The following is a 19,506-nucleotide window of genomic DNA, read 5'->3' as shown; positions in this document are numbered from 1 at the left end:
CTATGTTTATTCGAAGCGGCCTGCCATGGCGGCCGTGCCGTCGACCAGTGCGCTGATGGACTGCTTGATGCGCGCCTCGACATGGCGGGCCATCGACGGGTATTCTTCCAACAGTCTGTGAAACATTGCCCGGGTGATGCGGATAACGTCGACGTCTTGGCTCGCAACGGCGGTGAACTTGCGCTCGACCATGGTGACCAGCGCAAGCTCGGACAGCATGAAACCCGGGCCGACCGTGGTCTCGAGCCGAGACTTGCCGCCACGGCCGATGACATGCAGTTCCAGCGTGCCGCTGACCACAACATAGGCGCATTCGGCCGGCGATTTTTCGCGAAACAGCACCTGGCCCGTCGCGATCTGCCGATGTTCGGCGCCGAAGGCGACCAGACGCAATTGATCCTTATCGAGGCCGGAAAACAGCGGCACCGCCGAAAGCAGATCGATATCGTCGCTCAGTGCCATCAAGCTCTCCCGTCGCAAGCCGCCAAGTCGTCGCAAAGTCCTGGCAAAGTCACCGCCAGTCTGGCAGCGGTGCTCAAGCCTTAGCGCAAAAGCGCAGGCGAGACGAGCCATGCGCACGCATCATCCCCGGCTGTCCGATGCCGGCTGCGGACAAGGGACAGGCCAGAGCCGGAATGAAGGCCGATAGCAAGACCGATATCTGGGCCGATTTCAGGGAATGATCTTGTAGCCGCCGTTCTCGGTGACCAGGATCTCGGCATTCGACGGATCCCGCTCGATCTTCTGGCGCAGCCGATAGACATGGGTTTCCAGCGTATGGGTGGTGACGCCGGAATTGTAGCCCCAGACTTCCTCCAGCAGCACGTCGCGCGTGACCACCTTCTGGCCGGCGCGGTAGAGATAGCGGATGATCGCCGATTCCTTTTCGGTCAGCCGGATCTTCTTGCCGTCGTCGGTGGTCAGCAGCTTCTGGCTGGGCTTGAACAGATAGGGACCGACGCCGAAGGTCGCGTCCTCGCTCTGCTCGAACTGGCGCAGCTGGGCGCGGATGCGGGCGAGCAGGACGGCAAAGCGGAATGGCTTGGTGACGTAATCATTGGCGCCGGCTTCCAGGCCGAGGATCGTGTCGGAATCGGTATCGTGGCCAGTCAGCATGATCACCGGCGACTTGAAGCCGCCCTTGCGCAACAGCTTGACCGCCTCGCGCCCATCCATATCCGGCAGGCCGACATCCATGATCAGCAGGTCGACCTGGCTGGTCTTTGCCGTCTGCATGGCGCGCGTGGCATTGTTTTCCTGCAGAAGCTGGAACTCTTCATAGTGCGAGAGCTGTTCGACGAGGATCTGCCTCAGATCCTCGTCGTCATCCACGAGCAGAATGGTCCGCGCCGTCATCCTTGATCCTTCCAGATTGGGTCGTATTTTCGAAGGCTTATGCTCTTATCTTCAGGCAATTATGGCTTTGCCGAAACATATGAAGTGCTATGAATACAACATTCTTCACGAACAAGGCAAAATCTCGTGAATGTGACAGCCGACAAGCCTAAAATTCCGGAAAAGACGCTGCGCCGCCTGCTTGTTCGTCGGGCGCCGACCGGCAAAAGCCAGGCGATCCTGCAGGCCGGGCCGTTGCGCCTGCGCGCCGCCATTGGCCGCTCGGCCACCACCAGCCGCAAGCGCGAGGGTGACGGTGCGACCCCCATTGCGACGATGAAACTCGTCTCCGGCTACCTGCGTGGTGACCGGGTGCGCGAGGCGAAGACTGCCTTGCCGATGCAGCGCGCCAGCGCGGCCATGCTCTGGTGCGACGCGTCCGGCCATGCCAGCTACAATCGCCCGGTCAAGGCGCCGTTCCGGCCGAGCCACGAACGGCTGATGCGCGATGACGAACTCTATGATCTCTGCATCGTGCTGGACTGGAACCTGTCGTCCCGAAAGCGCGGCCGCGGCTCGGCAATCTTCTTTCATATCGCCCCCCCCGGCTACCAGCCGACGGAAGGCTGTGTTGCCCTCCATCCGCGCGACATGCGCCGCCTTCTGCCTTTTCTGACGGCCAGAACCAGCCTTCAGGTTCTCTGACAGAACGATCAGGCTAATTGCATCTCGATCCCCTTTCATTGGCCAGCAGCCTTCCTAAGTAGGGAATGGGAAACAGGGGCCAGCCCATTTGAATAGTTATGTGCTGGCCCGATTCCGACAGCTGGACAAACCGTGCCGGCATCAATCATTTCCGAAGACCTCCGCCGTCTTCAATCGCCCGATACTTCATGGAGATTTCACCGATGACAGAGCAAACCCATATCACCCTGAACGATGGCAATCGCATCCCCCAGGTCGGTCTCGGCGTCTGGCAGACCCCGGACGACGAAGCTGCGCCCGCGGTCAAGGCGGCGCTGGATGCCGGTTATCGCCACGTCGACACGGCCGCCGTCTATGAAAACGAGGAAGGTGTTGGCAAGGGCATAAAGCAGTCGGGCGTCGCCCGTGGCGAAATCTTCCTGACAACCAAGCTGTGGAACGTCGACCAGGGCTACGATTCGACGCTCAAGGCATTTGACGCCAGCCTGAAGCGTCTCGGCACCGACTATGTCGATCTCTATCTCATCCACTGGCCATCGGCCCATCGTGGCCTGTTTGTCGATACCTGGAAGGCTTTTGCCAAGCTCAAGGAAGAAGGCCGGGCAAAATCGATCGGCGTCTCGAACTTCTATCCGGAACATCTGGAAAAGATCATCGGAGAAACCGGCGTCGTGCCTGTCATCAACCAGATCGAACTGCATCCGGACTTCCAGCAGAAGACGACGCGCGCCTTCCACGACAAGCACAAGATCACCACGCAGTCCTGGAGCCCGCTTGGTCAGGGCAAGCTGCTGAACAACCCGGTCATCGGCAAGATTGCCGAGCGTCTTGGCCGCACGCCGGCACAAGTGATCATCCGCTGGCATATCGACAACGGCCTGGTGGTCATTCCGAAGTCCGTCACGCCATCGCGTATCGTCGAAAACTTCAATGTCTTCGACTTCACGCTTTCGAGTGACGACCTGGCAGAGTTGAATGCGCTGGACGATGCGGGCGCCCGCATCGGCCCGGATCCGAAGACCGCAACCTTCTGATTCACGTGTAACGCTTGGTTAACCACGACAAGAAAGGCGGCCCGACAGCCGCCTTTTTCATTGCAGAGACGGTTACAGACTGACGCAGATCGCGCCGGCCGCCACGGTCAGGCAGGCGGCCACCCGGCGGATCGTCAGGGGTTCGCCGAGAAACGCTGCCCCGATCAGGACCGCGAAGACGACACTGGTTTCGCGCACCGCCGTCACCAGGCCGGCCGGCGCAAAGGAATAGGCGACGACGACGAGGCCATAGGCCATCATCGCGACAACGCCGCCGGCAAACGCCTTCCAGGTGACACTGGCGCGAAAATCGATCAGCAAACCACGACGCAGCACGGCATAGGTGACGCAGATCATCACGCCGAACAGGAACAGCACCCACATGGCATAGGCGACCGGCTGTTCGACCAGTTTCACGCCCTTGGAATCCACCGTTGAATAGCAGGCGATGATAAAGCCGGTGGCAAGCGCAAACAGCAGCGAGGATGTGGCTGCCCGCGTCTTGCCGAGCGACAGGCTCATGATGCCGGCGGCGACCAGAGCGACGCCAAGCGTCTGGTAGGGCCCGAGCACCTCATGGAAGAACAGGAAGCCGCCCAGTGTCACCAGCATCGGCACGGAGCCACGCACGATCGGATAGACCTGGCCCAATTCGCCCTGGCGGTAGGCCGCCACGAGAAACAGGCTGTAGCCGACCTGGAGGCTGGCCGAGAGCAGGATATAGGGCCATGCGGCAAGATCCGGCAGGGGGAAATAGAACAGGAACGGCAGCGCGATCACACTGCCGGCGAGGCTCATCACGGTGATCGACCAGAGACGATCGTTGCCGGTGCGCAGGAAAGCGTTCCAGCTCGCATGCAGGATGGCGGCAACCAGGGCAAGGCCGATGGCGATCGCGCTCATGCACGCACCGCGCCGGCGCTGGCGATCAAGGAATTCGGCTGGGGCATGGAATGGGCCATCAAGGAGGGTTGCATGACAATTTTGTGACGGCGCGACGATAGCGGCTTTGCCGGCCTTTGCAATTGCCACTTTTGCAATTGCCCGTCTTTACGATCGTCCGGTGACACAACCGCAAAAAGAAGCCGCCCGCGTTGCTGCGGACGGCATCTGAAGTCACACGTGCGGCTTTCGCCTTACTTCCAGTCGCGGATATCGACGAAGTGTCCGGCAACGGCCGCGGCGGCGGCCATGGCCGGCGACACAAGATGCGTGCGGCCCTTGAAGCCCTGGCGGCCTTCGAAATTGCGGTTCGAGGTCGAGGCGCAACGCTCGCCCGGCTTCAGCCGGTCGTCGTTCATCGCCAGGCACATCGAGCAGCCCGGCTCACGCCAGTCGAAACCGGCCGCCTTGAAGATCACGTCGAGGCCTTCGGCTTCCGCCTGTTCCTTGACCAGACCGGAACCCGGCACGATCATCGCAGACACGGTCGAGGCGACAGTGCGGCCTTCGACAACCTTGGCGACTTCGCGCAGGTCTTCGATGCGGCCATTGGTGCAGGAACCGATGAACACCCGGTCGATGGCGATATCGGTGATCTTGGTGTCCGGCTTCAGGCCCATATAGTCGAGCGCGCGCCATTTCGAGGTGCGCTTGTTCTCGTCTTCGATGAGATCCGGGTTCGGTACCACGCCCTGGATGGAAACGACGTCTTCCGGCGAGGAGCCCCAGGAGACGATCGGCGGCAGATCGGCGGCGTTCAGCACGACGACGCGGTCGTAATGGGCGCCTTCGTCGCTCTGCAGCGTCTTCCAGTATTCGATCGCCTGTTCCAGCTGTTCACCCTTCGGCGCGCGCGGCTTGCCCTTGATATATTCGAAGGTCTTTTCGTCCGGCGCGATCAGGCCGGCGCGGGCGCCGCCTTCGATCGTCATGTTGCAGACGGTCATACGGCCTTCCATCGACAGCGCACGGATGGCTTCGCCGGCAAATTCGATGACATGGCCGGTGCCGCCGGCCGTGCCGATTTCGCCGATGATGGCAAGGATGATGTCCTTGGCGGTCACATGCTCCGGCAGAACGCCATCGACACGCACCAGCATGTTCTTGGCCTTCTTCTGGATCAGCGTCTGGGTGGCCAGCACATGTTCGACTTCGGACGTGCCGATACCATGCGCCAAGGCTCCGAAAGCACCATGCGTCGAGGTGTGGCTATCGCCGCAGACGATGGTCATGCCCGGCAGGGTGAAGCCCTGTTCCGGACCGACGATGTGCACGATGCCCTGGCGCTTGTCGCTGGCCGAATAATATTCGACGCCGAACTCGGCGGCATTGGTGGCGAGCGCCTCGACCTGGATGCGGCTTTCCTCGTTCTTGATGCCAAGATGGCGATCCGGCGAGGTCGGTACGTTGTGGTCAACGACGGCCAGCGTCTTTTCCGGCGCACGGACCTTGCGGCCGGCCATGCGCAGACCTTCGAAGGCCTGCGGGCTCGTCACTTCGTGAACGAGGTGACGGTCGATGTAGAGAAGACAGGTTCCGTCGTCCTGCTGATCGACCATGTGGTCGTCCCAGATCTTGTCGTAAAGAGTACGCGGTGCGCTCATGGCTTTATATCCGTGTGAAGATGATAGATGGCAATCGGGCGTGTGGTCGCCAAACGGCAAACCGGCGTTACGGCGTCCTAGACTAGACGGCTGTTGAGCGCCCCGGAGACACGCGCGAAAAAGCGTGCCGGCAGACGCTTGTGGTCTTGCAGCACGAAAATGTCTGGCGCGAGGCATCCGAATTTCGATCCCATGCGCGGTTCTTTAGCAGTTTTTCGTGCGGTCGGCAATGTGGCAGTAACCGGCGGCGTTATCGTCCTGCACGCATCACGCAATGGTTTGGCGAGCCGGGCTGGCCGGCCCATTTTCCAGCTGTCATAAAGCATTCGCGCAAACATGCGTTGATCTGCCGTTCGAACCCGGAAGGAGCCTTTATGTCCGCGCCCACGCATGACGACGTCAACCGCATCAAGAACGAGATCATCGACAGCTTCGACGAGGAACTGGAACTGGAGATGGAAGAGGAGCGGCTGGACGAACTCGTCGCCGAGGGCCTGTCCGAGCCGACGATCGACCGCAGGGTCTATTTCCGCGAACTGTTCAAGCTGCAGCACGAACTCGTGCGGCTGCAGGACTGGGTGCATTACAAGAAACTCAAGGTCGTGCTGCTGTTCGAAGGTCGCGATTCGGCCGGCAAGGGCGGCGCAATCAAGCGCGTGACGCAGCGCCTCAATCCGCGCGTCTGCCGCGTCGTGGCGCTTCCCGCACCGACGGAACGTGAACGCAGCCAGTGGTATTTCCAGCGCTACGTCAATCATCTGCCGACGGCCGGCGAAATGGTCATGTTCGACCGCTCCTGGTATAACCGCGCCGGCGTCGAACGGGTGATGGGTTTCTGCAGCCAGGACGAACTGGAGGAATTTTTCCGCTCCGTGCCGGAATTCGAGCGCATGCTGGCCCGCTCCGGCATCATCCTGCTCAAATACTGGTTCTCGATCACCGACGAGGAACAGGAATTCCGCTTCCGCATGCGCATCAACGATCCGCTGAAGCAGTGGAAACTGTCACCGATGGACCTGCAGAGCCGTATTCATTGGGAGGAATATACCAAGGCCAAGGAAGAGATGCTGGAGCGCACCCACATTCCCGAGGCGCCGTGGTGGGTTGTCCAGGCGGTCGACAAGAAGAAGGCGCGGCTGAACATGATTACCCATCTGCTCGGCCAGATCCCCTATGAAAGCGTGCCGAAGGAACAGGTCGTCCTGCCGGACCGGGTGCGCAACAGCGACTACCTTCGCCATCCGGTGCCGCAGGAAATGTATGTGCCGGAAATCTATTGAGGCTGGATCGGCCGGAAGCGGAAAGAATGGTCTTCCGCTTCCGGCCGAAAAACTCAGGAGCGCTCGGCCCGCGCGCGCATGCGCTTCTCGAAGCCGCGCAGCATCAGTGACAGGCCGATCGTCAGTACCAGATAGACATAGGCGACGATCGAATAGGTCTCGAAAAAGCGGAACGACCCGGAGGCATAGACCTTGCCCATCTGGGTGATGTCGGCGACGCCGAGCACCGAGACCAGCGACGAATCCTTGACCATGGCGACGAAATCGTTGGACAGCGGCGGGAAGATCACCCGGATCGCCTGCGGGAAAACGACGAGGCGGAACCGCTGGCTGCGGCTGAGTCCAAGCGCCTTGGCCGCTTCGATCTGGCCCTTGTCGATCGACTGGATGCCGGCCCGGAAGATTTCGGCGATGAAGGCCGAATAGCCGATCATCAGGGCGATGATCGCCCGCCACATCAAAGAGACGTCGCGCACCACCATCGGCTCCAGATAGCCGGCGGCCGTCAGTGGCGAGACGATGAGGTTGTAGAGCGCGACAAAGCCCGGAGCGCCGACGAAGGCGACATAAAACAGCAGGACGAGGATCGGCACGCCGCGTACCACCTCGACATAGAAGCGGGCGATCTGGCGCAGCACCATGCTGTCGGCCATGCCGAGCAGCGCGATCATCAGCCCGAGCGTGGTCGCCAGCAGGAAACCGGTCAGCGTTACGAAGACCGTCACCCAGATGCCCTTGGCGACCGTGTTGAACACTTGTGTGTACAGATCGCTGAACACGATGACGAGGCCGACCAGGACGGCCAGCACGACAAAGGCGACCAACCACCAGGGTCGGTCGCCCTTCTGATTGCCTTGCGGCAGGGTCTGGAAGCTCATCAGCCAGCGGCCCTGACGCCGTTTATGGCCAGCGGGCTCATTCGCCCATCTTGTAGTCGAGGAACCACTTCTTGTTCAGCGCGTCGAACGTGCCGTCGGCCTTCAGCGCCGCAATCGCGGCGTTGATCGGCTGAACCAGGTCGGAGCCCTTCGGATAGATGAAGCCGAAGTCCTCGGCACCGAGCGCGCCACCAACGACCTTCAGGCCACCCTGGGACGCATCGACATAGCCCTTGGCCGCAACGCTGTCGGTCAGGACCAGATCGACGTCACCGGCCTTCAGTGCCTGCACCGTGGCGCCGAAGGTTTCGAACAGCTTGATGCGCGGGTTCTGCTCGTTGCCGTCGAGGATCTCGTAGACGGCGGTGTAGAATGGCGAGGTGCCGGGCTGCGCGCCGACCAGACCGTCGGTCAGGGCCGCGAAGCTCTTGGCATCGGTAAAGCGGGCCTCATCACCGCGCACCAGCATGAACTGCTCGGAACGCATGTAGGGATCGGAGAAATCGACCTTCTCCTTGCGGTCGTCCTTGATCGTGATGCCGGTCATGCCGAGATTGTACTGGTCGTCGGACACCGCCTGGATCATCGCGTCCCAGGAGGTGTTCTGGTATTCGACCTTGAAGTTCAGCCGCTTGGCGATCTCGTTCATCGCGTCATATTCCCAGCCGATCGCCTGGCCGGACTTCGGATCGACGAACTGCAGCGGCGGGTAGGCGTTTTCGGTGACGACGACGACCGTCTTGCCGCCGAGATCCGGCAGGGCGGCAGCAGACGCTGCGAGCGGTGCGAGCACGAGGGCGGACAGACCGGCAAGAACAGCGCGGCGAAACAACATGGAACTCTCCTGAATTGTGGCAAGGCAGAGTGTCACAGTTTGTTTGGCCAAGGCAAGTGCTGCCCGCCTTTCCAAGGGCATGGTTTCACGGCCCGTATTGAATGCCAGCGGCCGATTTGATCAGCCGCCGGCGTTGAAATCTCAGCTGACGGCCCGCTTCAGCGGTTTCACGTGACGGATCACCAGCAGGTCGAGCAGCAGCACGCCGACAAGCACGGCGCCGGACAGCGGAAACAGCAGCGACACGGCAAGCATCACGACCGCCCCGGTCTTCCACAACGGCCCGGGTTCGCTGACCACCGGCGCAACGAGACGGGCGGCACCCTTCGGGCGACGCTTCCACCACATGACGATACCGCTGACCGACAGGAAGATGATCGACAGACAGAAGATCGTCACCAGTGCCAGGTTCCACAGACCCATGTCCCCCTCATGGAAGGCGATGCCGACCGCCATGGCCTTGCCAGCCGTGCCATAGTCGGAAAAACCGACATTGGCGAGGATCTTGCCGGTATACTGGTCGACATGCACGGTACGATCCGACAGCGGATTGGAGCTGTCATTGCTCATCGTGTCGCGCGAGATTGTCCAGACGCCATTCGCATCGCCCGGAAAGGCAAGCTGGAACCGCTGGTCGAAGCCCAGCGCGCGGGCAAGCGAAACGATTGCGTCGAGATCGACCGGCCGGCCTTCCGGCGTGCCTGCGACACCAGCTGCCGAGCCGGAAACCGGCATCGGCGTCTGCTCCAGCGTCCATGGCACGTCCTTGACCCCGCCATGGTTCATCTTGGCATGGGTTTCGTCGGACAGCGGCACGTTGTCCCATTTTTCCGCCGGGAAGGTGCTCCAGGCCTGGGTCATTTTTTCGCCCCAGATACCGGCCCAGGTCAGGCCCGACAGGAGGAAGACCAGCAGGATCGCCGAGATGTAGAAGCCAACGGTCAGATGCAGCGACTTCCACAGCGCCCGTCCCTTCGCGGCAAAGTTGGGAACCAGAACGCTGGCAAAGCCCTGACCGCCCCGCGGCCACCAAAGATAGAGACCCGTGACGATCAGCACCACACCGAAGCCGGCGGCGATTTCGATCAGCCGGTCACCGACCGTGCCGAGCATGAGCGTGCCATGGATCGTGTTGGCCAGATCATAGAGGCCGTTGTGCCGCTCCCAGGTGCCCAGAACCTCTGCCGAGTAGGGGTCAACGGCGACCATGCTGGAAGCATCGCCCCGGTTGATGCGGAATACGGCTGAACCGTCTGCCGTTCGCGGCGCGATATACTGGACGATCTGGCCGTCGGGCGCCGTCATGAAGGCGGCCTCGGCCTGTCTGGATACGGAAGCGGTCTCGGCCTGAGGTGTGGCGCTATAGAGTTTTTCGCCATCACGGCCGACGAAGACCGCGGACCACAACATGATGAGGCCGGTCACGGCGAGCATCAGCAGGAAGGGCGCGACATAGAGGCCGGCATAGAAATGCCAGCGCCAGGCGGTGAAATAGAAGCGGCGCGAGGCACTCTGCTGTGCCTCCGCTGCGGGGGCAAGACCTTGAACACTCGACATGGGATCCTCTTAGATCGATGGAAGCGGGAGATGCCCGTCACCGGCTGCCACCCGCGCCAGCGACGCCGGTTCGAGCAGGGTGACGAGATCGGACGTCTGGAAGTCGATGAAACCGACGCGCTTCAACCGGGTGAAGCACCGGCTGACGGTCTCGATCGTCAGGCCAAGCCAGTCGGCGAGATCGGCGCGGGTCGGGTAGAGATGGAAGGTGACTGCGCCACGCTTGCGCTGGCGGGCGGGGCGACCGAATTGTCCGGCAAGATCGAGAATGGCAAAGGCAACCCGCTCGGACGCCGTCTTGCGACCGAGCAGCATGGTCAGTGCCTGTGACCGCGCCAGCATCTCGTGCAGCGCCATTTCCAGCAAAGGGCCGGCACAGTCGCCATAGGGTTCAAGCCTGGTCCAGCCGAGGGTTTCAGCCGAGCAGTGGTTGCGATCGCCAAGGCCGAGCCCGAACACGCGCCCGGGGCCGACAATATCGATAATCTGGCGGCGGCCATCCGACAGAGCCTGCGATGTCGCCACGCATCCCTCAATCACCCGGTAGAGTGGCGAGCGGGCAAAGCCTTCGAGAAAGATCGTGGTGCGCGGCGGCAGACGTGCGGCGCTGTGGCGATCGGCGCGCTGCGTGTCCTGGTGCGCGGTGCCCATGGGAGGCATGGAAACCATGGTGGACGAAGCGCGCGAATGGGGAAGTGGATCAAGCATGGGCAGGTCCGGTCTTTGGCCGGACATGCCATATGGGCATGTTTAGCGGCCAGATTTGACGTATCCGGACGCAGGCAGCAGGGCCGCCGACGTACCGGGCTCAGTTCAAACGACCGAAACGGGAGGGGCTCGGGGGCCGCCATTGGGAGGAAAAAGCTGCCGGTAAAATGCCTCGGCGCGAAGCGGCAGGGCAATATGGGTGGCGATCGGCAGGCGCGTGCCGACCAGGTCGGTCGGCGTCAGCGGTAGGATCTGCCCGGAGATTCGGCAGGCTTCGCAATCGGTGGAAGCCGTATGCGTCTTCGATTTGCCGTCATCGCCCTGCCCGGGCAGGCACAGGTCGGGCAGCGATCCGTCGGGAAGCGTCAGGGCGGCAATCTCAGCCGCACTCAGGACCGTGGCATGGGCGACAGGTGCGCGATGGGCAAAACCGACAGCGCACAGGGCGACGACGCACGCAATGCGCATCATCGTCATCCACGTCGCAATTGGTCCACGCTTCGTCATTCTATCCCCCGACAGGCAAAAAGGGATAACAGGCAGACCGGCTCATCACAAGTCGCGAAATCCGGCAATGGCTGCGCGCGGATGTCGCACCAGCTTAAAACAAAAAAAGGCGACCCGAAGGCCGCCTTTCCCAAATCCCGAAACGGGAAAGTCTTATTCTGCGGTGCCTTCGGCAGCCGTTGCTTCCGCAGCAGCGGCAGCTTCTGCAGCGGCCTTGGCTTCAGCGGCTTCGGCAGCTGCCTTTTCGGCGGCCAGAGCCTGTGCTGCTGCTACCTTTTCGGCTTCCAGACGTGCCTTTTCTTCAGCGATCGCGGCGCGCTCGGCGTCGTTCAGCTTGCGGGCGCGGACGCCGGTGTCTTCAATGATACGAGCCGACTTGCCGCGACGATCGCGCAGGTAGTAGAGCTTGGCGCGACGGACCTTACCACGGCGAACGACTTCGACGCTTTCGACCATCGGCGAGTAGACCGGGAATACGCGCTCGACGCCTTCGCCGTAAGAGATCTTGCGAACGGTGAAGCTCTCGTTGATGCCGCCGCCCGAACGCGCGATGCAAACGCCTTCGTAGGCCTGTACGCGGGTACGTGTGCCTTCCTTGACGGTGACGTTGACGCGAAGCGTATCGCCAGCCGAGAATTCCGGCAGCTTGCGCTTGGCTTCGATCTTGGCGGCCTGTTCGGCTTCCAGCTGCTGAATGATGTTCATGTCTAACCTCAATTTCTTCTGAAACGGCCAGAGCGCTCAACGTTCATCCATTGGCCGTGGCCTCCGGATCTTGCCTCGAAAGGCGGGAGCGAATACGCGGTTCTTTGTTTTGGCAGACGGGCTTGTTGCCCATATCCGAGCGGGCCATTACACCATGGGGCGCGGCTTGTCACCCCTCGGGCCCCAATTTTATCCGCCGGAAGCCCTTGAAATGCGGCTTGTCGGTCGATTTTACGATGCTATGACTGCGACCAGTCGCATCAAAGGGAGTTTGCCGAATGTCCGTCGCCTTGATCTGCCTATTGTTCGTCGCAGGCTTTTTGTCCGGCGCGGTCAATGCCATTGCCGGCGGCGGCACTTTCCTGACCTTCGGCGCGCTGACACTGGCGGGCCTGCCGCCAATCAGCGCCAATGCCACCTCGTCGGTAACACAGTTTCCCGGGTACATCACCTCGACATTGGCCTATCGCCGCGAATTCGCCGGCCTCTGGAAAAGTGCGCTGGCGCTGGGCATCGTGTCCGCCATTGGTGCATTCGGCGGTGCGCTCTTCCTGATATCGCTCTCCAACCCGTCGTTCCGCGCCATGGTTCCGTGGCTGCTGCTGGCCGCAACCGCGGTCTTTGCGGCCGGTCCGAAACTGCGACCGAAGACGGCGGGAGAAAGCCACCCGGCCAGCCCGCTGGGCCTCGTGCTTCAGGCCGCAACCTCGTTTTATGGCGGCTTTTTCGGCGCCGGCATGGGCATCATGATGCTGGCATCGCTGGGGCTCGCCAGCGGTGGCGACTATCATCGCCTCAATGCGCTGAAAAACTTCCTGTCGATCGTCATTGCCGCCGTGGCGATCGCCGTCTTCGTCGGTGCGGGTGCGCTGTCCTGGTTACATGCCGCGATCATGATCCCGGCTGTCGCGCTCGGCGGCTATGCCGGCGTCGCCATGGCAAAGAAGGTTCCGCAGCCGGTGATGCGCTGGCTGGTCGTGGCGGCCGGTGTCGGCCTTGCGATCTATTACTTCGTGACAGGTTGAGATTTTGACGCGGCCAGCAGGTCCGGGCGACGTTCCTTCGTCAGCTTGACCGCTTCCGCCTGACGCCATTTCTCGATCGCCGCATGATTGCCGGAGGTCAGGATCTCGGGAATATCGCGACCCTCGAAAACTTGCGGCCGGGTATAGTGCGGATGTTCGAGCAGTCCGCCTTCGAAGCTCTCATGCACGCCCGACAACTGGTTGCCCATGACGCCGGGCAGAATGCGCACCACGGCATCGAGCAAGGTGAGGGCTGCCGGCTCGCCGCCGGACAATATATAGTCGCCGATGGACACTTCCTCGAGTTGCCGCGCATCGATGACGCGCTGGTCGACGCCCTCGAAGCGACCGCAAACGATCACCACGCCTTCGCCGTCCGCAAGTTCACGCACGCGCTGCTGGGTGAGCGGCCGACCACGCGGGCTCATCAGCAGTCGCGGCCTTGCATCGTCGGCTATGGAATCAATCGCCCGCGCCAGCACATCCGGCTTGAGCACCATGCCGGCACCGCCACCAGACGGGGTGTCATCCACACTGCGATGTTTGTCCTCGGCAAAATCACGGATCTGAACCGCTTCCAGCGACCAGTCGCCGCGTTCCAACGCCCGTCCCGCAAGCGCCTGGCCGAGATGGCCCGGAAACATGTCCGGATAGAGGGTCAGGATAGAGGCCTTGAAGCTCATGGCAGGATCATTTGCTGCCATAGGGCGGGCGCGGCTTGCCGAGGCCGTAGGGCTTTTCCTCGCCGTCGTCCTTCAGGCCGGCGGCGATCGGATCGACCAGGATACGGTTGCCTTCAAGATCGATCTCAAGCACGGCGGCTTCCGAGAAAGGAATGAGCACCGGCCGTTTGCCGGGACCTTTCAGCTCCAGCAGATCGCCGGCGCCGAAATCATAAACGCCGGACACCGCACCATAATGATTGTTCTCGGCATCATAGACCTCGAGACCTTCGAGATCGGCATAGTAGAATTCGTCATCGTCCAGGTCCTCATTGGGCAGGCTGTCGCGGTCGACGAACAGTTCCAGCCCGTTCAGCGCCTCGGCGGCATTGCGGTCGTTGATACCGCGGAAGCGCACGATCGCGACCGTCTTGGCTTCACGGATATCGAGGATCTCGAACTTGCGTCCGTCGGCACTGTAAAGCGCACCGTATTCGCCAAGCGACAATTGCTCGGCAGTATAAGTTTTCACCCGGACCTCGCCGCGCAAGCCCTGGGCAGCGCCGATCACGGCCATCAAGACGGGGTTCTGCAGCACGGTCATGGGTCTTTGTTATCCTGAAGAGAGGCTGGTGTGCCTACCCTTTTAAGGGCAAGCGCAGATAAAGAAAACGCAAAAACGGGCGGTGAGAGACCCACCGCCCGCTTGATCAGGGGGAGACCCTGTTATTCAGCAGCAGCTTCGGCAGCGGCAGCAGCGGCGTCTTCAGCCTTCTGCTTGCGCTCGGCAACGCGCTCCAGGGCCTTCTTGCCCGGCTTTGCCTTTTCCGGGTTGCTGCGGGCGTCGCGGGTCACGAGACCGGCATCGGCGAGGAACTTGGCAACGCGGTCGGTCGGCTGTGCGCCCTTGACCAGCCATTCCTTGATGCGGTCGGCGTTCAGTTCAACGCGCTTGTCGTTGTCCTTGGCGAGCATCGGGTTCCACGAACCGACCTTCTCGAGGAAGCGGCCATCGCGCGGCGAGCGGGCGTCAGCGATAACGATCTGGTAGTAAGGGCGCTTCTTGGAACCACCGCGGGCGAGACGAATCTTCAGGGACATTGCATTACTCCTTGGTTTTCAGTCCGGACTGCGCACGGCTGGTCCGGTTTTTTGTTGAGGCCGCCGTCAGGCGGTCTTTTCAGTTACGCCACCATGTTCGGCGGCAATGGCTTCATGATGCCGGATGACTTCGGTGATGATGAAGTTCAGGAACTTCTCGGCGAAATCCGGATCCAGATTGGCATCCTGGGCCAGGCGGCGCAGGCGGGCGATCTGGTATTCCTCGCGCGCCGGGTCCGCCGGCGGCAAATCGTATTGGGCCTTGAGCACGCCCACGGCCTTGGTGCAGCGGAAACGTTCCGCCAGCATATGGACCAGCGCCGCGTCGATATTGTCGATCGACTGGCGATAGCCGGAAAGCTGCTGCTTGACGGTCTGATCAGTCATGCGCGTCCTTTCACTTCTTCTTCGGCAGGCCGGGCAGGCCGGGGAAACCGCCGCCGAGACCCGGCAGTTTCGGGCCGCCGAGACCCGGCAGGCCGCCACCACCCAGACCCGGAAGACCGGCCCCCGGCTTCAAGCCGGCAGCTTCGGCCTGCTTGGCCAGCGCTTCAAGCTGCTTCGGGTCGAGGCTGGACAGATCGGGCATGCCGCCCATTCCACCCCCAAGGCCACCCATGCCGCCACCAAGCCCCATCTTCGAAGCCAGACCGCCCATCATCTGCTTCATCATGCCGCCGCCCTTCTTGCCGCCCATCATTTTCATCATGTCGGCCATCTGGCGGTGCATTTTCAAAAGCTTGTTGATCTGCGCCGCATCCGTGCCGGAGCCGGCGGCGATGCGCTTCTTGCGGGAATGCTTGAGCAGGTCCGGATTGGCGCGCTCTGCCTTGGTCATCGAGGAGATGATCGCGAGCTGGCGCTTGAATAGCTTGTCGTCGAGGCCGGCGGACGCCATCTTGTCCTTCATGCCGGCCATGCCGGGCATCATGCCCATGATGCCGCCCATGCCGCCCATCTTCTGCATCTGGCCGATCTGGTCGGCGAGATCGTTGAGGTCGAACTTGCCCTTGGCCATGCGGGCCGCCATGGCGGCCGCCTTTTCGGCATCGATGTTCTCGGCAGCCTTCTCGACCAGCGAGACGATGTCGCCCATGCCGAGGATACGGTCGGCGATGCGGCGCGGATGGAACTCGTCGAGTTCCGACATCTTTTCGCCGACGCCGATCAGCTTGATCGGCTTGCCGGTGACGGCGCGCATCGAAAGCGCTGCACCGCCGCGGCCATCGCCATCCATGCGGGTCAGCACGAGACCGGTGATGCCGACGCGTTCGTCGAAATTGCGCGCCAGGTTGACGGCGTCCTGACCGGTCAGCGCATCGGCGACCAGCAGGATTTCATGCGGCTTCGAGCGGGCCTTGATCTCGGCCATCTCGATCATCAGCGGCTCGTCGATATGGGTACGACCGGCGGTGTCGAGGATGACCACGTCATGGCCGCCGAGCTTGGCGGCCTGCACAGCGCGCGCGGCGATATCGGTCGGCGACTGGCCGGCGATGACCGGCAGCGTGTCGATACCGGTCTGGGCGCCGAGCTGGCGCAACTGTTCCTGGGCCGCCGGACGACGCGTGTCGAGCGAGGCCATCAGGACCTTCTTCTTGTCACGCTCGGTCAGGCGCTTGGCGATCTTGCCGGTGGTGGTGGTCTTGCCCGAGCCCTGCAGGCCGACCATCATGATGACGACCGGGGCAGCCGCCATCAGGTCGACGCCGACACCCTCGGTGCCGAGCATCTCGACCAGCTCGTCATGGACGATCTTGACGACCATCTGGCCGGGCTTGATCGACTTCAGCACGGCGGCACCGACGGCCTTCTCGCGGACCCTTTCGACAAAGCCGCGGACGACTTCAAGGGCGACGTCGGCTTCCAGAAGTGCACGACGAACCTCGCGCAACGCTGCCGAGACATCCGCCTCGGACAATGCGCCACGGCCGGTCAGTCCATTCAGAATGGAACCAAGGCGGTCCTGGAGGTTTTCAAACATCGGCTCTTCCTTGCTCGGTTTCGGATCTTCGAAACCTCGGTATTCCCTTGGACGAAAACAAGACGCAAAGCCAAAAAGCACCCGAGGGCGCATCGCGCTGTCGGGTGTTGACCTCCGGGAACTCTTTATACCTTGCGGGTCCCGGTCGGCGGCTCGGAGTGCATGTCTCGTCGCAGATGGACGGGGGTAAACAGCAAAACGGCGGGAAAGTCAACAATGCCGGCAGTTGCACTGGAGCTACCCCATTGCGACCACAAGAATGCACCCCTCATAATTCATTACATCAGAATTTACGTTAATTTGAATGTTTTCCGTGATTTTCCTCTGCACGGACAGGGCTGAGGAGAGAAACCATGACCGAGACGACAATCAAACGACCCCTTTGGGTCAAAATCACGGCCTATGGCTTTGCTGCAGTCCTGTTTACCAGCGCCGCTATCGGCGGCACCGCTTGGTATCGCCAGTCGAACATGAACGAGGAAGCGCTGCGCAAGGAGATGCAGAGCGACCTGGCGCTGATCGAAAACGACATGAATGCCCAGAAGAAGACGGCATCGACCGTTGCGCTGGCACTGGCCGGCGAACCCGAAACGGCAGGCCTGATCGAAAGCAATGCACGCGAGGAGATCATCAAGCGGTATTCCGGCAGCCTGCCGGAAATCATCAGCTCCGGCGGCGTCCAGCTGATTACCTTCATCAATTCCAAGGGTGAAGCCGTTGCCCGCATCCACACGCCGGACAAGTTCGGCGATGACATGACGGGCCGGCGCAAGACCGTCGTAGGCGCCCTGTCGAGCGGCAAGCTGGTTGCCGGCACGGAACCCGGCCGCACCGCCGTCAGCATGTTCGCCTCGGCTCCCGTTCTTCGCGACGGCAAGGTGGTCGGCGCCGTCGATACCGGCACGAGCCTTGCCAATGCCTATTTCAAGCCGCTGGCGGAGCGCATCCAGGGTGAAATCGCCGTCCATGTGCTTGTCGAAGGCAAGCTCGTGCAGCAGGCCTCGACGCTCGGCGACAAGCCGCTTCTGTCGGACGCGCAGTTGCAGTCCGTGTTCGACGGCAAACCCGTGCAGGCCCAGATGACGGAAGGCGGACGCACCTACATCATCGAAGGCGTGCCGTTCAACAATTTCTCCGGCGACAAGATCGGCGTCATGTCGATTGCCTCCGATGTCACACCAATCGTCGAAGGCAGCCGCGCGGCTCTCTGGACGACCGCGATCGTGACCGTGCTGGTTGCACTCCTGTCGTCGCTCGGCTTCCTGTTCTTTGCCCGCTCGCTGGCATCGGTGATTGCCAACATCACCGGCACGATCTCGCGTCTGGCTTCGAACGACCTGTCGGCAACCGTCGACAATGGTAACCGTGCGGACGAAATCGGCGCCATGGCGCGAGCCGTTCAGGTCCTGAAGGACAATGCGATCAGGGCTGTGCAGCTCGAAAACGAGGCCGACAAGCAACGCGACCAGAGTGAAGGTGAACGCCGCCGCACGGCCCAGCTCGAGCACGACCGTGCTGAAGCGATGAGCAAGGCCACCGCGACGCTGGCCGATGGCCTGAAGCACCTGGCGGCCGGTGATCTGTCCTTCCAGATCGACAAGCAGCTCGACGCCGATTTTGAAACCCTGCGGACCGACTTCAATCTTGCCGTCTCGCAACTGCGCCAGACGCTTGCGGAAGTGGCCCAGGCCGGCGGTGCAATCGACAGCGGTTCACGCGAGATCAGCCAGAGCACCGACGACCTGTCGAAGCGCACCGAACAGCAGGCCGCTTCGCTCGAAGAGACGGCAGCGGCGCTCGACGAAATCACCGTCAATGTCAGCAATTCTTCCAAGCGCGCCGAAGAGGCCCGCACGGTTGCGATCCAGGCCAATGACAGTGCCCGTCAGTCCGGCGCCGTCGTCGCAAACGCGGTCGCCGCCATGGGCAAGATCGAGCAGTCGTCCGGCCAGATTTCCAACATCATCGGCGTCATCGACGATATTGCCTTCCAGACCAACCTTTTGGCGCTGAATGCCGGCGTCGAGGCAGCCCGTGCGGGTGAAGCCGGCAAGGGCTTTGCCGTCGTCGCTCAGGAAGTGCGCGAGCTTGCCCAGCGCTCGGCCAATGCGGCGAAGGAAATCAAGACACTGATCCGCAATTCCAGCGACGAAGTCAGCAGCGGCGTCAAGCTGGTCAGCGAGACCGGCGAAGTGCTGAAGACCATCGAAACCTATATTGTCACGATCAACCAGCACATGGATTCGATCGCCACGTCGGCGCGCGAACAGTCGGTTGGCCTGTCGGAAGTCAATATGGCGGTCAACCAGATGGACCAGGTTACCCAGCAGAACGCCGCCATGGTCGAAGAGGCCAATGCGGCCTGCGCGACGCTTGCCAGCGAAGCCAATCGCCTGCGTGACCTGATCAGCCAGTTCCAGCTCAGCGGCAATGCAGGATCACTGCGCTCCGTCGTTGCCGAAATGGCCGCACCGCGCCGCACCGCTGCTCCCGCCGCACCCATGTCCGCACCTGCTTCGCCGCGCCGTGCGCCGGTTCGGGTAGCGGCCGGTGGCGTTGCAGTCAGCGCAGACAACCAGGATTGGCAGGAATTCTGATCTGATCCAGACCGGTGCCGCGTCCATGCGGCACCGGTCTCTCATCT

At 62.0% G+C, this 19,506-nt stretch carries 20 protein-coding genes; 5 read left to right on the top strand and 15 right to left on the bottom strand.

Annotated elements, in window-relative coordinates; genetic code table 11:
* Positions 1 to 6: 6 nt before the first annotated feature.
* Positions 7 to 462: a cyclic nucleotide-binding domain-containing protein gene (locus tag LQ231_RS01715; RefSeq protein ID WP_230170042.1), complete on the bottom strand. Its 456-nt coding sequence runs from the start codon at positions 460 to 462 to the stop codon at positions 7 to 9.
* Positions 463 to 672: 210 nt separating this feature from the next.
* Positions 673 to 1,356, bottom strand: coding sequence for a response regulator transcription factor (locus LQ231_RS01710; protein ID WP_007601544.1), 684 nt, complete (start codon positions 1,354 to 1,356; stop codon positions 673 to 675).
* 126 nt (positions 1,357 to 1,482) lie between these two features.
* Here LQ231_RS01710 and LQ231_RS01705 point away from each other — a divergent pair, with 126 nt between their 5' ends.
* Both LQ231_RS01705 and LQ231_RS01700 read left to right on the top strand, forming a co-directional pair.
* Positions 1,483 to 2,040: a L,D-transpeptidase family protein gene (locus LQ231_RS01705; RefSeq protein ID WP_230170041.1), complete on the top strand. Its 558-nt coding sequence runs from the start codon at positions 1,483 to 1,485 to the stop codon at positions 2,038 to 2,040.
* A 203-nt stretch (positions 2,041 to 2,243) separates the two neighbouring features.
* Positions 2,244 to 3,074: an aldo/keto reductase gene (locus tag LQ231_RS01700; protein ID WP_230170040.1), complete on the top strand. Its 831-nt coding sequence runs from the start codon at positions 2,244 to 2,246 to the stop codon at positions 3,072 to 3,074.
* Positions 3,075 to 3,146: 72 nt separating this feature from the next.
* On the opposite strand, the gene LQ231_RS01695 is transcribed toward LQ231_RS01700, so the two are convergent.
* Entirely contained in the window at positions 3,147 to 3,977 is an 831-nt protein-coding gene (locus LQ231_RS01695; protein WP_230170039.1) for a DMT family transporter, read from the bottom strand.
* Between the two features lie 233 nt (positions 3,978 to 4,210).
* Entirely contained in the window at positions 4,211 to 5,620 is a 1,410-nt protein-coding gene (leuC, locus tag LQ231_RS01690) for a 3-isopropylmalate dehydratase large subunit (protein WP_113142848.1), read from the bottom strand.
* Positions 5,621 to 5,994: 374 nt separating this feature from the next.
* On the opposite strand from leuC, the gene ppk2 reads away from it, so the two are divergent.
* The gene (gene ppk2, locus LQ231_RS01685) at positions 5,995 to 6,900 is read left to right on the top strand and encodes a polyphosphate kinase 2 (RefSeq protein ID WP_230170038.1); all 906 of its coding nucleotides are present in this window, start codon (positions 5,995 to 5,997) and stop codon (positions 6,898 to 6,900) included.
* Between the two features lie 53 nt (positions 6,901 to 6,953).
* Here the strand turns inward: ppk2 and LQ231_RS01680 are convergent, their stop codons facing one another.
* The 6 genes from LQ231_RS01680 to rplS all read right to left on the bottom strand — a co-directional run bounded on the left by LQ231_RS01680 (position 6,954) and on the right by rplS (position 12,090).
* On the bottom strand, positions 6,954 to 7,778 hold the full coding sequence (locus LQ231_RS01680; protein ID WP_230170037.1) for an amino acid ABC transporter permease: 825 nt from the start codon (positions 7,776 to 7,778) through the stop codon (positions 6,954 to 6,956).
* A 37-nt stretch (positions 7,779 to 7,815) separates the two neighbouring features.
* Complete coding sequence (locus LQ231_RS01675; RefSeq protein WP_230170036.1) at positions 7,816 to 8,613, bottom strand: transporter substrate-binding domain-containing protein; 798 nt, start codon at positions 8,611 to 8,613, stop codon at positions 7,816 to 7,818.
* A 141-nt stretch (positions 8,614 to 8,754) separates the two neighbouring features.
* A complete protein-coding gene (locus LQ231_RS01670) occupies positions 8,755 to 10,170 on the bottom strand; it encodes a PepSY domain-containing protein (protein ID WP_230170035.1) in 1,416 nt (471 codons plus the stop codon).
* A 9-nt stretch (positions 10,171 to 10,179) separates the two neighbouring features.
* Entirely contained in the window at positions 10,180 to 10,878 is a 699-nt protein-coding gene (locus LQ231_RS01665) for a helix-turn-helix domain-containing protein (RefSeq protein WP_230170034.1), read from the bottom strand.
* Positions 10,879 to 10,983: 105 nt separating this feature from the next.
* Positions 10,984 to 11,385: a hypothetical protein gene (locus tag LQ231_RS01660; RefSeq protein WP_230170033.1), complete on the bottom strand. Its 402-nt coding sequence runs from the start codon at positions 11,383 to 11,385 to the stop codon at positions 10,984 to 10,986.
* Positions 11,386 to 11,538: 153 nt separating this feature from the next.
* Positions 11,539 to 12,090, bottom strand: a complete 552-nt coding sequence (gene rplS / locus LQ231_RS01655) for a 50S ribosomal protein L19 (protein WP_113142840.1) — start codon at positions 12,088 to 12,090, stop codon at positions 11,539 to 11,541.
* Between the two features lie 278 nt (positions 12,091 to 12,368).
* On the opposite strand from rplS, the gene LQ231_RS01650 reads away from it, so the two are divergent.
* Complete coding sequence (locus tag LQ231_RS01650) at positions 12,369 to 13,115, top strand: sulfite exporter TauE/SafE family protein (RefSeq protein WP_113142839.1); 747 nt, start codon at positions 12,369 to 12,371, stop codon at positions 13,113 to 13,115.
* Here LQ231_RS01650 and trmD read toward each other — a convergent pair.
* The 5 genes from trmD to ffh all read right to left on the bottom strand — a co-directional run bounded on the left by trmD (position 13,097) and on the right by ffh (position 16,862).
* A complete protein-coding gene (gene trmD, locus LQ231_RS01645; RefSeq protein ID WP_113142890.1) occupies positions 13,097 to 13,798 on the bottom strand; it encodes a tRNA (guanosine(37)-N1)-methyltransferase TrmD in 702 nt (233 codons plus the stop codon). The two genes, LQ231_RS01650 and trmD, sit on opposite strands and share 19 nt — an antisense overlap.
* A 7-nt stretch (positions 13,799 to 13,805) precedes the next feature.
* Positions 13,806 to 14,381 (bottom strand): ribosome maturation factor RimM, encoded by a 576-nt coding sequence (gene rimM / locus LQ231_RS01640; protein WP_230170032.1) that lies wholly within the window; start codon positions 14,379 to 14,381, stop codon positions 13,806 to 13,808.
* Positions 14,382 to 14,503: 122 nt separating this feature from the next.
* Positions 14,504 to 14,878: a 30S ribosomal protein S16 gene (gene rpsP, locus LQ231_RS01635; protein ID WP_007601626.1), complete on the bottom strand. Its 375-nt coding sequence runs from the start codon at positions 14,876 to 14,878 to the stop codon at positions 14,504 to 14,506.
* A gap of 66 nt (positions 14,879 to 14,944) precedes the next feature.
* Complete coding sequence (locus LQ231_RS01630) at positions 14,945 to 15,265, bottom strand: chorismate mutase (RefSeq protein WP_230170031.1); 321 nt, start codon at positions 15,263 to 15,265, stop codon at positions 14,945 to 14,947.
* Positions 15,266 to 15,275: 10 nt separating this feature from the next.
* The gene (gene ffh, locus LQ231_RS01625; RefSeq protein WP_230170030.1) at positions 15,276 to 16,862 is read right to left on the bottom strand and encodes a signal recognition particle protein; all 1,587 of its coding nucleotides are present in this window, start codon (positions 16,860 to 16,862) and stop codon (positions 15,276 to 15,278) included.
* Between the two features lie 353 nt (positions 16,863 to 17,215).
* Here ffh and LQ231_RS01620 point away from each other — a divergent pair, with 353 nt between their 5' ends.
* Positions 17,216 to 19,459, top strand: a complete 2,244-nt coding sequence (locus LQ231_RS01620; RefSeq protein ID WP_230170029.1) for a methyl-accepting chemotaxis protein — start codon at positions 17,216 to 17,218, stop codon at positions 19,457 to 19,459.
* Positions 19,460 to 19,506: the final 47 nt, after the last annotated feature.

This window comes from Rhizobium sp. CECT 9324, assembly GCF_918741265.1.
GTDB lineage: Bacteria > Pseudomonadota > Alphaproteobacteria > Rhizobiales > Rhizobiaceae > Allorhizobium.
This window is presented reverse-complemented; position numbering and strand designations above follow the sequence as displayed.

Bases quoted from the DNA above. Each gene is read 5' to 3' on its own strand.
- rimM (WP_230170032.1), bottom strand. From the start codon at position 14,381: ATGACCGTGCTGCAGAACCCCGTCTTGATGGCCGTGATCGGCGCTGCC.
- trmD (WP_113142890.1), bottom strand. From the start codon at position 13,798: ATGAGCTTCAAGGCCTCTATCCTGACCCTCTATCCGGACATGTTTCCG.
- rplS (WP_113142840.1), bottom strand. From the start codon at position 12,090: ATGAACATCATTCAGCAGCTGGAAGCCGAACAGGCCGCCAAGATCGAA.
- ppk2 (WP_230170038.1), top strand. From the start codon at position 5,995: ATGTCCGCGCCCACGCATGACGACGTCAACCGCATCAAGAACGAGATC.
- LQ231_RS01680 (WP_230170037.1), bottom strand. From the start codon at position 7,778: ATGAGCTTCCAGACCCTGCCGCAAGGCAATCAGAAGGGCGACCGACCC.
- LQ231_RS01620 (WP_230170029.1), top strand. From the start codon at position 17,216: ATGACCGAGACGACAATCAAACGACCCCTTTGGGTCAAAATCACGGCC.
- LQ231_RS01665 (WP_230170034.1), bottom strand. From the start codon at position 10,878: ATGCTTGATCCACTTCCCCATTCGCGCGCTTCGTCCACCATGGTTTCC.
- LQ231_RS01700 (WP_230170040.1), top strand. From the start codon at position 2,244: ATGACAGAGCAAACCCATATCACCCTGAACGATGGCAATCGCATCCCC.
- rpsP (WP_007601626.1), bottom strand. From the start codon at position 14,878: ATGTCCCTGAAGATTCGTCTCGCCCGCGGTGGTTCCAAGAAGCGCCCT.
- LQ231_RS01695 (WP_230170039.1), bottom strand. From the start codon at position 3,977: ATGAGCGCGATCGCCATCGGCCTTGCCCTGGTTGCCGCCATCCTGCAT.
- LQ231_RS01660 (WP_230170033.1), bottom strand. From the start codon at position 11,385: ATGACGAAGCGTGGACCAATTGCGACGTGGATGACGATGATGCGCATT.
- LQ231_RS01650 (WP_113142839.1), top strand. From the start codon at position 12,369: ATGTCCGTCGCCTTGATCTGCCTATTGTTCGTCGCAGGCTTTTTGTCC.
- LQ231_RS01670 (WP_230170035.1), bottom strand. From the start codon at position 10,170: ATGTCGAGTGTTCAAGGTCTTGCCCCCGCAGCGGAGGCACAGCAGAGT.
- leuC (WP_113142848.1), bottom strand. From the start codon at position 5,620: ATGAGCGCACCGCGTACTCTTTACGACAAGATCTGGGACGACCACATG.
- LQ231_RS01630 (WP_230170031.1), bottom strand. From the start codon at position 15,265: ATGACTGATCAGACCGTCAAGCAGCAGCTTTCCGGCTATCGCCAGTCG.
- LQ231_RS01675 (WP_230170036.1), bottom strand. From the start codon at position 8,613: ATGTTGTTTCGCCGCGCTGTTCTTGCCGGTCTGTCCGCCCTCGTGCTC.
- ffh (WP_230170030.1), bottom strand. From the start codon at position 16,862: ATGTTTGAAAACCTCCAGGACCGCCTTGGTTCCATTCTGAATGGACTG.
- LQ231_RS01715 (WP_230170042.1), bottom strand. From the start codon at position 462: ATGGCACTGAGCGACGATATCGATCTGCTTTCGGCGGTGCCGCTGTTT.
- LQ231_RS01710 (WP_007601544.1), bottom strand. From the start codon at position 1,356: ATGACGGCGCGGACCATTCTGCTCGTGGATGACGACGAGGATCTGAGG.